The sequence below is a fragment of the Massilia pinisoli genome (genome assembly GCF_024753285.1).
Classification (GTDB): Bacteria; Pseudomonadota; Gammaproteobacteria; order Burkholderiales; family Burkholderiaceae_D; genus Telluria; species Telluria pinisoli.
On sequence record NZ_JANUGW010000003.1, the window covers coordinates 158867 to 170632 of the forward strand.

At 66.9% G+C, this 11766-nt stretch carries 9 protein-coding genes; 5 read left to right on the forward strand and 4 right to left on the reverse strand.

The window, feature by feature from the left end; all coding sequences use genetic code 11:
* The first annotated feature begins 1 nt into the window (after window position 1).
* Window positions 2–3118: an efflux RND transporter permease subunit gene (locus tag NX784_RS04980; RefSeq protein ID WP_258815561.1), complete on the forward strand. Its 3117-nt coding sequence runs from the start codon at window positions 2–4 to the stop codon at window positions 3116–3118.
* 277 nt (window positions 3119–3395) lie between these two features.
* Window positions 3396–4229 carry a hypothetical protein gene (locus tag NX784_RS04985; RefSeq protein ID WP_258815562.1) on the forward strand — a complete coding sequence of 278 codons (834 nt, stop codon included), beginning with the start codon at window positions 3396–3398 and terminating at the stop codon, window positions 4227–4229.
* A gap of 25 nt (window positions 4230–4254) precedes the next feature.
* Here the strand turns inward: NX784_RS04985 and NX784_RS04990 are convergent, their stop codons facing one another.
* Both NX784_RS04990 and NX784_RS04995 read right to left on the reverse strand, forming a co-directional pair.
* Window positions 4255–4752: an Lrp/AsnC family transcriptional regulator gene (locus tag NX784_RS04990; RefSeq protein ID WP_258815563.1), complete on the reverse strand. Its 498-nt coding sequence runs from the start codon at window positions 4750–4752 to the stop codon at window positions 4255–4257.
* A 94-nt stretch (window positions 4753–4846) separates the two neighbouring features.
* Complete coding sequence (locus tag NX784_RS04995) at window positions 4847–6232, reverse strand: aspartate aminotransferase family protein (protein ID WP_258815564.1); 1386 nt, start codon at window positions 6230–6232, stop codon at window positions 4847–4849.
* 186 nt (window positions 6233–6418) lie between these two features.
* Here NX784_RS04995 and NX784_RS05000 point away from each other — a divergent pair, with 186 nt between their 5' ends.
* Window positions 6419–7360 carry a 2-hydroxyacid dehydrogenase gene (locus NX784_RS05000; protein WP_258815565.1) on the forward strand — a complete coding sequence of 314 codons (942 nt, stop codon included), beginning with the start codon at window positions 6419–6421 and terminating at the stop codon, window positions 7358–7360.
* Between the two features lie 78 nt (window positions 7361–7438).
* On the opposite strand, the gene NX784_RS05005 is transcribed toward NX784_RS05000, so the two are convergent.
* Together NX784_RS05005 and NX784_RS05010 are read right to left on the reverse strand one after the other, a co-directional pair.
* Window positions 7439–8284: a GNAT family N-acetyltransferase gene (locus tag NX784_RS05005; RefSeq protein WP_258815566.1), complete on the reverse strand. Its 846-nt coding sequence runs from the start codon at window positions 8282–8284 to the stop codon at window positions 7439–7441.
* Between the two features lie 14 nt (window positions 8285–8298).
* Entirely contained in the window at window positions 8299–9162 is an 864-nt protein-coding gene (locus NX784_RS05010; protein WP_258815567.1) for a GNAT family N-acetyltransferase, read from the reverse strand.
* A gap of 213 nt (window positions 9163–9375) precedes the next feature.
* On the opposite strand from NX784_RS05010, the gene NX784_RS05015 reads away from it, so the two are divergent.
* Window positions 9376–10860 carry an aldehyde dehydrogenase family protein gene (locus tag NX784_RS05015; protein ID WP_258815568.1) on the forward strand — a complete coding sequence of 495 codons (1485 nt, stop codon included), beginning with the start codon at window positions 9376–9378 and terminating at the stop codon, window positions 10858–10860.
* Window positions 10861–11092: 232 nt separating this feature from the next.
* Window positions 11093–11764: a haloacid dehalogenase type II gene (locus tag NX784_RS05020; RefSeq protein ID WP_258815569.1), complete on the forward strand. Its 672-nt coding sequence runs from the start codon at window positions 11093–11095 to the stop codon at window positions 11762–11764.
* Window positions 11765–11766: the final 2 nt, after the last annotated feature.

Below are 11766 nucleotides of genomic sequence, written 5' to 3' on the forward strand. Positions count from 1 at the left end.
AATGAATTTGTCCGAACTGTGCATCCGCCGGCCTGTGATGGTCGTGCTGCTGTCGATCAGCCTGATCCTCGTCGGCATCCTCGCGTATTCGCACATCCCCGTGGCGGCGCTGCCCAGCTATAACACGCCCGTCATCAACGTCAACGCCAACCTCGACGGCGCAAGCCCGGAGACGATGGCGTCGTCCGTCGCGCTGCCGCTGGAAAAACAGTTCTCGACGATCGCAGGCATCAACCTGATCACGTCGACGAGCACGCAGGGCAGCACGTCGCTCACCTTGGAATTCGATCCGTCGATCGACGTCAACGCGGCCGCCGTCGACGTGCAGGCCGCGCTCCTGGCCGCGCAGCGCCAGCTGCCGCAGGAAATGACGACCTTGCCGTCGTACCGCAAGGTCAACCCGGCCGACGCACCCGTGCTGTTCATGACGATGACGTCGCCGTCGATGAACTTGTCGGAACTGAACGACTACGCGGAGAACCTCGTGTCGCCCGCGATCTCCACGTTGCCGGGCGTGGCGCAAGTGTCCGTCAACGGCGGCAAGCGCTTCGCCGTGCGCGTGCGCGCGAAGACGGACCTCATGAACGCCCGGAACATCACGATGGACGAGCTGGCGACGGCGCTGCGCTCGGCCAACTCGAACTCCGCGCTGGGCATCCTCGACGGCCCGCAGCAGACGCTGACGATCCAGGGCCCTGCGCAGATGATGAAGGCGGCCGACTTCGAGAACCTCATCGTCGCCACGCGCGACAACCTGCCGGTGCGCCTGAAGGACGTGGCCACCGTCGAGGACAGCTACCAGTCGACCCGCGCCTTCGGCGCCTACAACGGCGAGCGCGCCATCGTGCTGCTCGTGCAGCGCCAGCCGAACGCGAACACGGTCGAAGTGGTCGATGGCGTGCGCCGCCTGCTGCCGCGCTTCCAGTCGCAGCTGCCGAGCTCCATCAAGATCAACCTCGTCAACGACCGCTCGCGCTCGATCCGCGAAGCGATCCACGACGTCAACTTCACGCTGGCGCTGACGGTGGGCCTCGTCGTCCTCGTGATCTTCCTGTTCCTGCACCGCGCGTCGGCCACGTTCATCCCCGCCGTCACGATGCCGATCTCGCTGCTGGGCGCGCTGGCGCTGCTGTACTGGCTCGGCTACAGCCTCGACAACGTGTCGCTGCTCGGGATCACGCTGGCCGTCGGCCTCGTCGTCGACGATGCCATCGTCGTGCTGGAAAACATCGTGCGCCACATCGAGATGGGCAAGACGCCGCTGCGCGCCGCGCTCGACGGGGCGCGCGAGATGGGCTTTACCATCGTCTCGATTTCCGTGTCCCTCGTCGCCGTGTTCATCCCGATCTTCTTCATGCCCGGCGTGATCGGCCTGCTGTTCCACGAATTCGCCGTGATCGTCGGCCTCGCGATCCTCGTGTCGGCCGCCGTGTCGCTGACCCTCGTGCCGATGCTGGCGTCGCGCCTGCTGCCGGCGCACGGCCACGACCACACGCAAGAGAAGAGCTTCATCGGCCGCCACTTCGAGGCCGCGTTCACGGCCGTGCGCAACGCCTACGAAAAGACGCTGGACGTGGCGTTGCGGCACCGCTTCGTCGTGCTGCTCATCGCGTTCGGCACGTTCGCGCTGACGGTCGTGCTGTACACCACGATCCCGAAAGGCTTCTTCCCCGAGGAAGATATCGGCCAGCTGCGCGTGACGACGGAGGCGGCCGAAGACATCTCGTCGTCCGCGATGGTCACGCTGCAGACGAAAGTGGCGCAGGTGATCCAGAACGATCCGGCCGTGCAGGACGTCACGTCGTTTTCCGGCGGCGGCAACAACGGCCGCATGTTCATCGTGCTGAAACCCCGCAGCGAACGCGACAAGATGCCGCAGGTCGTCGACCGCCTGCGCAAGGCCACGCACAAGATTGCCGGCGTCAACGTCTACATGGCGCCCGTGCAGAACCTGCAGCTCGGCGGCCGCCCGAGCAAGAGCCGCTACCAGTACACGTTGCAGAGCGTGTCCGGCGCGGACATCGGCCAGTGGGCCAACGAGTATATGGAGCGCATGCGCAACAACCCGATGTTCCGCGACGTGACGAGCGACACGCAGGACAAGGGCCTGCAAGCCAAGCTCGACATCGACCGCGACAAAGCGAACCTGCTCGGTGTGCAACTGGGCGACATCCGCACGGCGCTGTACGCCGCGTTCGGCGAGCGCCAGGTGTCGACGATCTATTCGAGCGCGGCCAGCTATTACGTGATCCTGGAGACGGCGAACGAAGACCGCCAGTTCGAGGACGCGCTGTCGCGCCTGTCCGTGCGCAGCAAGACGGGCCAGCTCGTGCAACTGTCCAGCGTGGCCAACGTGAAGCGCACGGTCGGGCCCATCGCCGTCAACCACCAGGGCCAGCTGCAGGCGATCACCTTGTCGTTCAACCTCGCGCCCGACGCGCCGCTCGGCGCCGCCACCGCGGCCATCGAGCAGATGGGCCGCGACATGAAGCTGCCCGCGTCGATCATCACGAAATACGGCGGCGACGCGGCCGTGTTCCAGGATTCGCAGTCGAGCCAGCTGATCCTGATCGTGGCGGCCGTCGGCGTGATCTACGTGCTGCTGGGCGTGCTGTACGAGAGTTTCATCCACCCGATCACGATCCTGGCCGGCCTGCCGTCGGCCGCCGTCGGCGCGCTGCTCACCTTGCGGCTGTTCAACCTGGACCTGACGATGATCGCCATCATCGGCATCCTGATGCTGATCGGCATTGTCAAAAAGAACGCGATCATGATGATCGACTTCGCCCTCGACGCCCAGCGCAACGGCGGCATGACGCCGGAACAGGCGATCCGCGAGGCGTGCATCCTGCGCTTCCGCCCGATCGTGATGACCACGTTGGCCGCGTTGATGGGCGCGCTGCCGATTGCCCTCGGCCTCGGTGCCGGCGCCGAGCTGCGCCAGCCGCTGGGCCTGGCCGTTTGTGGGGGGCTGATCTTCTCGCAAGTGATCACGCTGTACATCACGCCCGTCATCTACCTGTACCTCGACAAGTACAGCGGCAGCGGGCCGATGACGGATACACAGGTCGCCGACCTGGAGCGGGAGCCGAAGGTCGTGCTCACGAAGGTCGCTTGACGATGGCGTCGTCGATGTGAAATGGAGGCAGAATCCATTTCACATCGACCGATTCCCTGACGCAAGGTTGATACACACTGTAACAACCATTAAGCTACCCGGCTTGTAAGCTCATTACAGATGCTTAACACCGCGTGCGCAGGAAATCCAAACCGGTTAGACTGCGCCTCGTCAATATCTTTTTACTGTCCCCTGACCAGGGGTGTTCATTATCTTGCGTGACCATTCCCACATCCCGATGGAAGACAGCGATGTCTGCGTACATTGCGGCCAGCCCATGCCTGGACGGAAGGTGGTCACGTACGGAGAGCGGGGCCCGAACCGGACCGGCATTGCCGTCACGATCGCGTTGCACCTGCTGCTCGTCGCCGTGTGGCTGTTCCAGCCGAAGATGGAGCGCCATGCGCCGCCGAAGTCCGGTGCGGCCGTCGTCTGGCTGCCGCCGCTGAAGCCGAACAAGCCCGCGGCCAAGCCGGCCGAGCAGGCGCCCAAGAAGACGGCGAAGGCGGAGGCACCCAAGTTCACGCCGCCGCGCATCACGATGCCGCGCCTGCCGAACACGATCACGGTGCCGGAAGTGAAACCTGTCGAGGAAAAGCCGCAGCCGAAGCCGAAGGAAGAGACGAAGGCGCCGCCGCAGGAAGTCGACATGCAGGCCTATATCGAGGCCCAGCGCAAGAAGCGCGGCGCACCGGCGCAGACCGACCAGGCCGAGGAAAGCGAAGCCGCGCGCGGCACACGCAACGCGCTCGCGAACATCGCCGCCATCAACGGCCGCGGCGGCCAGGATCCGAACGAGACGGGCGGCGTGTTCAGCGTCACCAACAAGACGTTCAACTCGGCCGACCTGAAATTCCGCGGCTGGAACCCGAACTTCAAGCGCCGCTGGCTGACCGCGGTAACGGTCGAGCGCGGCAGCGACCCGGACATCGAGACGGCGATCGTCAAGAAGATGATCGAGCTGATCCGCAAGGAAAAGACGGGCGACTTCGAGTGGGAATCGCACCGCCTGAACCGCGTCGTCACCTTGTCGGCACGCCCGCAGGATACGCAGGAACTGATGAGCTTCCTGTACAAGGAAATGTTCCCGGAATACAAACCGCCGCGCTGAGCCGGCGCCGCCGGCCCGGGCATCGTCACTCGTGCGAGGTGAACAGCTTCTCGATCGGATAGTGGTGCTTGACGAACGGGGACTGGATGACGATGTAGCTGAAGTATTTCTCGATGTTGATGCTCTGCCGGAGCACGTCCTCGGCGATGCTGTGGTAGTGCGCCACGCTGCGGGTGACGAACTTGAGCAGGTAGTCGAAACCGCCGCTGACCAGGTGGCATTCGACGATCTCGTCGATGCTGCGGATGGCGGACTCGAACTTGGCGAAGTCTTCGCGGCGGTGGTCGGACAGGGTGACCTGGGTGAACACGACCTGCATGTCGCCGAGTTTCTCGAGCTGCAGATGGGCGCCGTAGCCGTTGATGTAGCCCGCCTTCTCCAGGCGCTTCACGCGGATCAGGCACGGACTGGGAGACAAGCCCACCGCATCGGCCAGGTCCACGTTCGTGACCCGGCCGTTACGCTGCAGGTGGCTGAGGATGCGGATGTCGATCCGGTCCAGCTTGAGGTTCTCAGGGATCATCGTGGTTCGCCATGTCTGTCTCGCCGTTGATGCTGATCATCATATTATCAGCGAATTTCCACCATGCATATAACGATTTTTCCCTGACGCACGATCAAATTGACTTGAGCGCGCGGCGCACGTCGGCCTGGTCGAGCACCTCGTCGAGGGTCCGGGTCAGGCGCTCGAACATCAGGTCGAAGTCGTCGGCCGTATAGCACAGGGCCGGCGCGAAGCCGAGCACGTTGTCGCCGAAGGCGCGGAACACGAGGCGGTTGCGGTAGGCCGCGACGGCGATGCGTTCGTGCAGCTTGAGCGCGGGATCGAAGCGGGTCTTGTCGGCCTTGTCCGCGACCAGTTCGAGCGCACCGAGCAGTCCGCGGCTGCGCGCGTCGCCGACGAGCGGGTGGGCGAGCAGGTCGCGCAAACCCTGCTCGAAGCGCGGTGCCCGGGCCTGGCCGTTGGCCAGCAACCCGCCTTCCGTGTACAGGCGCAGCACCTCGAGGCCGACCGCGGCACTGACCGGATGTGCGGAATAGGTGTGGCCATGGCCCACCGGCACGCCGGCCGGCATGTTGTCGGCGATGCCGCGGTAGACCGCGTCGGACATCAGCACGGCGCCCATCGGCGCATAGCCTGCCGTGAGACCCTTGGCCACGACCATCAGGTCCGGCTCCACGTGTTCCGCCTCGCACGCGAACATCGGGCCCGTCCGGCCGAAGCCCGTGATGACTTCGTCGACGACGAACAGGACGTCCAGTTCGCGGCAGGCGTCGCGCATGGCCTTGAGCCAGCCCTTGGGCGGCACGAGCACGCCGCCGGAACCCTGGATCGGTTCGCAGAAGAACGCCGCCACATTGTCCTGGCCCAGCTCGCGCACCTTGGCGCGCAGCGCCTCGACGGACGTGCGGATGATCGTGTCGGGATCGGAACCGGCCGGATTGCGGTACGGGTACGGCGAGGGAATCTTGTGCTGCTGCGGCAGGGGCACGTCGAAATGGTGGTGGAACACGGCCAGCGCCGTGAGTCCCGCACCCATCGTGGACGAGCCGTGGTAACCGCGCTCGAGCGAGATGAAGTGCTTCTTGGCGGGGCGGCCGGTCGAGTTGTAGTAGTGCGTGATGAAGCGGATGGCGGAATCGTCCGCGTCCGAGCCGCCCAACGTGAAATACACGTGGCGCAGCGAGGCCGGCGCCAGTTCCACCAGGCGCGCGGCAAGGCGGATGGCGGGTTCGGAACCGAAATGGAAATAGCCGGTCGCATAGGGCAGCTTGCGCATCTGTTCGGCGGCGGCCCGGACCACGCTCTCCTGGCCATAGCCGACGTTGACGCACCACAGGCCGGAAAACGCGTCCAGCAGTTCCGTGCCCTGCGCGTCGCGCAGGTAGGCGCCGTGGCCCGATTCGAGGATCGTGACGCCTCTTTGCTCATGGGCCTGGTAATTGACGAGGGGGTGGATCAGGTGGTCGCGGTCCAGCGCGACGAGGGGATGAGTTGACATGGCGGGCTCCAATGAAAGGGGAAAACAGGGACATGGTAGCCACGGGAACGCAGCGATAGCTGTTGCCGGCGCCGTGCAAACAGTGCCGGAAATTGCGTATTTGGGAAGCATTCGGTATTTCCTGCTGCGCACCCGGCGCCATACTGCCTGCCGATTCCGCCCGTAACCAATCGACCTGAGCCGCCCATGGATATCCTGTTGTCCCTGCCCGATGACGATGCCGCTTCCTGGATCGACGAACTGGCCGCCGTGCTGCCGGCCGCGCGCGTGCGCCCATGGCGGCCGGGCGACCGTGCCCCGGTCGACTATGCGCTGGTCTGGAATCCGCCCATGGAGGCACTCGCCGGATGCGCGCGGCTGAAGGCCGTGTTCAACCTCGGGGCGGGCGTGGATGCCGTGCTTGCGCTGCTGGCGGCGCAGCCGGACCTGTTGCCGCCCCACGTGCCCTTGATCAAGCTGGACGATGCCGGCATGGCGCCGCAGATGGTGCAGTACGTGCTGGCCGCCGTGCTGCGCCACGTGCGCCGCTTGCCCGACTATGCCGCGTCCCAGCGGGCACGGCGTTGGCAACCCTTGCCGGGACGCGACGCCGCCACGCACGCGGTCGGAGTCATGGGCCTGGGCGCGCTCGGCACGCCCGTCGCCGGCGCGCTGGCCCAGCTGGGATTCGCCGTGCGCGGATGGAGCCGCGGCCCGCGTGCGGTCGACCGCGTCGCCTGTTTTGCCGGGACGGACGCGTTGCCGGACTTCCTCGACGGCCTGGACGTGCTGGTCAACCTGCTCCCGTTGACGCCGCACACGGCGGACATTCTCGACCGCACGCTGTTCGCGCGGCTGGCGCCGGGCGCGCAATTGATCAACATCGGACGGGGCGCCCACCTGGTCGAGGACGACTTGCTGCGCGCGCTCGACAGCGGACAGCTGGCCCAGGCCACGCTGGACGTGTTCCGCAAGGAGCCGTTGCCGCCCGACCATCCGTTCTGGGGGCATCCGCGCATCGAGATCACGCCGCACGTGGCCGCGCTGACGCTGCGCCGCGCAAGCGCGCGCCAGATCGCGACGAGGATCGATCGGATCGAGCGGGGCCTGCCAATCGACGGCGTGATCGACCGCACGAGCGGCTACTAAGATCCCGGTATAGGGTCACTCGTAGGGTGGGCACAGTGGCGCCCACCCTACTAGTTCGGTTTTGAGCGCTCGCCCGCGTCAGCAGAGCGCCTGGCTGACGATGGCGACCTGCCGCAACGTATCGTCGCGCGCCGGCACGCCGTTACGTGCCATGGTCACCGCCGTGTCCACCTGGGCCAACCCGGCCTGCGCCAGCCATTCGCCAAGGCCGCTCGACCCCGTCACGTCGACGCGGACGAAGGCGCCGGCGTAGACATCGCGCCAGGTCGCGATCAACGCCTGCGCGCTCGCGGCATCGGCCGCGACCACCGGCCCGATCACGTGGCCGCGGCCGAACGGCCGGATCAGCGAAAAGCCGGTCACGGCGCCGTCTTGCTCCAGCACGGCGCCGTCGGCCACGCCGATCAATTGTTTCAGCAACTCGTCGCGCACCATGCCCGTGCCGCGGTTCGCCAGCGCGACGATGCTAGGGATGTCGGCAGCGCTGGCCGGCCGTGCACGCGGTCCCGCCCATGCCGGCGGCGGGGTGAAGATGCCCTGGTGCTGGTGCAGTGTGCCGATGGCTTGGAAACCCAGGCTTTCGTACAGCGGCTGCCCGGCCTTGGTGGCGTTGAGCAGCGTGCAGCGGTCGCCGAGGTCGTCGAGCACCAGCCGCATCAGCTGGCGGCCGATGCCCTTGCCCTGGTGGGCCGGCGACACGATGATCAGTCCCAGCGAACCATGGTGCGGACCCTGGTGCCAGCACAGCGCGGTACCGACCACGGCGCCGTCTTCCTCCGCCACGAAGCCGGGCCCCAGGCGCAGGGCGAATTGCCAGTCATCGGGACGATGCGGCCAGCGCACGGCCTGCGACAGCGCGTGCGCCGCGGGCAGATCGGTCTCGCGCATCGGGCGGCAGGCGATGGTGGTTGTGCGGGTCGTCATGCGATGTCCTCCGGTCAGCCCAGCGACTGGCTGAGCAGGGCGAAACGCTTGGCCGGCCCCGCGGGCCGCGGTGGATCGCCGCGCGTCATGGCGTGTACCGATTCCTCCACCTGGACCAGACCCATTTCGGTCAGCCAGGGACTGAGGCCGCTGCTGTCCGGCACGTCGACGCGGACGAACGCGCCCGCTTGCGTGCCGGCCCAATGGGCGATCAGCGCCTTCGCGTGTTCGGCGTCCGGCGCGACGACGGGGCCGATCACATAGCCGTGGCCGAACTTGCGCAGCGCCGCGAACGCGATGAGCTCGCCGTAGCGATCGATGGCGACGACGTCGGCCACCGTCAGCAGGTGCTTGATCACGGTGGCGCGCGGCATGCCGGTCGAGCGCGTGGCCAGGTCGGCCAGCACCGCCTCGTCGCGCGGACCGACGGGCCGGATCCGTTCGCCCGGGCCGAGCGGCACGAACGGGGCGCGGAACACGCTGCCCTGGTGCTGGTGCACCCAGCCCGTCTGGACGAAACCGCCGTGTTCGATGAAGCGCACGCCGGTCGCGGTGGTGTGCAGCAGGATGGTGCGGTCGCCGACTTCGTTCAGGATGCGCTTGAGGAGTTCGTTCGCGATGCCGCGGCGCCGGTGGTCGGGCGCGACGATGGTCATGCCGAGCGACGCGTAGTCGGGGCCGTGCAGCCAGCACATGCTGGTGCCGACGATGCCGGACGCGTCTTCGGCGACGATGCCTTCGCCCAGTTCGTGGATGAAGGCCCAGTCTTCCAGCCGGTGCGGCCACAACACGGACAGCGACAGCTTGTGCGCCGCAGGCAGGTCGGCGGCCGTCATCCTGCGGTACCGCACCGGGCTTTTTGCGTTTCGATCTTTCATATGAATGCTCCTCGCCGAGTGGCTATCCGGCCGCATCATGCCACACACGAATGCGTCCCGCGACGGGGTAAATGCAATTCGAAACGATCCACCAATTCGCGCTTCAATACGACAGCTTGTGCCGTTCGCGGCCGGCCGGACCGCATAAAATGCTTGAGGAACGCTCGTACAATTTTTCAGAGTCGCACATGACGATCTTTGAAAGGACAGGAGATGGAACGTTTCGACCCGGACCGGGTGGCGGTACGCAGCGCCCACTTTATCGGCGGGCAGTATGTGGCGGGCAGCACGCACACGATGGACGTCAGGCGCCCGTCCGATGGCCGCGTGTATGCCGGCGTGCCGCTGGCCGACGCCGACCTCGTCGACCGCGCGGTCCAGGATGCGTGGCACGCGTGGAAGACGAGCGACTGGGCGCGCCGCGCGCCGCGCGAGCGCGCGTGCGTGCTGCGCCGCTGGGCCGATCTGATCGACGCCGACGCGTCGGCCTTGGCGCGATTGGAGGCGGTCGGCTCGACCCGCCCGTTCAAGGACGCCGCCGGCTGGGACGTGCCGTTCACCGCGGACGGCATCCGCTTCTTCGCCGAGTGGGCCGACAAGATCGGGGGCGACGTCGCGCCGACCCGCTCCGACCATCTCGGCATGACCGTCGCCGAACCCTATGGCGTGATCGCCGCCATCGCCCCGTGGAACCTGCCGCTGGTGATGGCCTCGTGGAAGGTGGCGCCGGCGCTGGCGGCCGGTAACGCGGTGGTCCTCAAGCCCTCCGAGATGACGCCGTTTTCCGTGCTGCGCCTGGCCGAACTGGCCATCGAGGCCGGCATGCCGGCCGGGATCTTCAACATCGTCCAGGGCGACGGCCAAGGTGCCGGCGCGGCCTTGTGCCGCCATCCGCGCATCGCGAAAGTGACGTTCACCGGGTCGACCCGAAGCGGCGCCGCCATCATGGCCGCCTGCGCGCACAGTGGCACCAAGCCGGTCACGCTGGAGTTGGGCGGCAAGAGCCCGCAAGTGGTGTTCGCCGACGTGCCCGACCTCGAACGCACCGTCCGCACCGTCGCGCGTGCCATCACCTTGAATGCCGGGCAGGTGTGCGTGGCCGGTTCGCGCCTCATCGTGCAGCGCGCGGTGGCGGATCGGGTCGTCGAGCGCCTGGCCGCCGTCTTCGCCGAACTCAAGGCCGGCCCGACCTGGGATCCCGAGGCGACGCTGGCGCCCATCATCGCGCGCCACGAGCTGGATCGCATCGACGGCATCGTGCAGCGCACGGTGGCCGCGGGTGCCCGCCTGGTCGCCGGCGGCGCCCCGATCGACTGCGGCAACGACGGCGCGTACTACCGGCCGACCATCCTGGTCGGCGTCGATCCCGCAATGGATGCCGTGAAGTCCGAAATCTTCGGACCGGTGATCACGGTGCAGGCGTTCGACGACGAGGAGGAGGCGCTGGCACTGGCCGACCATCCGGACTACGGCCTGGCCGCCGGCGTGCACACGGCCGACATCGGCCGCGCCCTGCGCCTGGCGCGCGGCATCGAGGCCGGCACGGTGTGGATCAACCGCTATGGCCGCACGGCCGATTTCGTGATTCCCACGGGCGGCTACAAGCGCTCCGGCATCGGCAAGGATCTCGGCCGCCAGGCCTACGAAGCGAATCTGCGCCACAAGAGCGTGCTGGTCGATTTCGCCCGCGAAGACTGACGTTCGGGGACGCCGCATAGTGTGCTGAAGGGCCCCGCAAATGCCACCGTTTCTGTTGTTTTGCCAGGGTCAGAACGCGATTTTCGTGCAGGGGGGCGGTGGTGTAATGAATGCAGGAGACGACGTTGCAGTGACCGCGAATCGCCCGACGAACGCGCTTCCTGACCAGTGCCGCCAACCGGTTTTCCCGAGCCCGCGGACGCGAACATCAATCATCTAAGGAACCCGAACCATGACTACCCACCTGCGGCCCAAATACATTTCCTTCGACTGCTACGGCACGTTGATCAACTTCCAGATGGCGGAGCTGGCGCGCGAACTGTTCGCCGACCGCGTCGCACCCGAGAACATGCAGCAGTTCACGACGGACTTCGCGCGCTACCGCCTGGATGAAGTGATGGGCGACTGGCGCCCGTACGACCAGCTGCTGTGCAATTCGGTCGAGCGCACGTGCAAGCGCTGGGGCGTCGAGTACCGCGACAACGAAGGCCTGAAGTTCTACCGCGCCGTGCCGACCTGGGCCCCGCACGCGGACGTGCCGAACGCGCTGGCGCGCCTGGCCAAGGAGTACGAGCTGGTGATCCTGTCGAACGCGATGGACGCGCAGATCCAGGCCAGCGTCGACCAGCTCGGCGCGCCGTTCCACCGCGTCTACACGGCGCAGCAGGCGCAAGCCTACAAGCCGCGCCTGCGTGCGTTCGAGTACATGATCGACGAGCTGGGCTGCAACCCGGAAGACATCCTGCACGTGTCGTCGAGCATGCGCTACGACCACCTGTCGGCCGACGACGTGGGCATCAAGCACAGGGCCTTCGTGGCGCGCGGCCACGAACCGGCGTGGCCGGTGTGGGGGTCACACCAGATCACGGACCTGGGCGGCCTGCCGGCGCTGGTCGGCCTGTAAGC

Coding starts and splice junctions, on each gene's coding strand:
- NX784_RS04995 (WP_258815564.1), bottom strand. CDS start 6,232: ATGTCAACTCATCCCCTCGTCGCGCTGGACCGCGACCACCTGATCCAC.
- NX784_RS04980 (WP_258815561.1), top strand. CDS start 2: ATGAATTTGTCCGAACTGTGCATCCGCCGGCCTGTGATGGTCGTGCTG.
- NX784_RS05005 (WP_258815566.1), bottom strand. CDS start 8,284: ATGACGACCCGCACAACCACCATCGCCTGCCGCCCGATGCGCGAGACC.
- NX784_RS05015 (WP_258815568.1), top strand. CDS start 9,376: ATGGAACGTTTCGACCCGGACCGGGTGGCGGTACGCAGCGCCCACTTT.
- NX784_RS05000 (WP_258815565.1), top strand. CDS start 6,419: ATGGATATCCTGTTGTCCCTGCCCGATGACGATGCCGCTTCCTGGATC.
- NX784_RS04990 (WP_258815563.1), bottom strand. CDS start 4,752: ATGATCCCTGAGAACCTCAAGCTGGACCGGATCGACATCCGCATCCTC.
- NX784_RS05020 (WP_258815569.1), top strand. CDS start 11,093: ATGACTACCCACCTGCGGCCCAAATACATTTCCTTCGACTGCTACGGC.
- NX784_RS05010 (WP_258815567.1), bottom strand. CDS start 9,162: ATGAAAGATCGAAACGCAAAAAGCCCGGTGCGGTACCGCAGGATGACG.
- NX784_RS04985 (WP_258815562.1), top strand. CDS start 3,396: ATGCCTGGACGGAAGGTGGTCACGTACGGAGAGCGGGGCCCGAACCGG.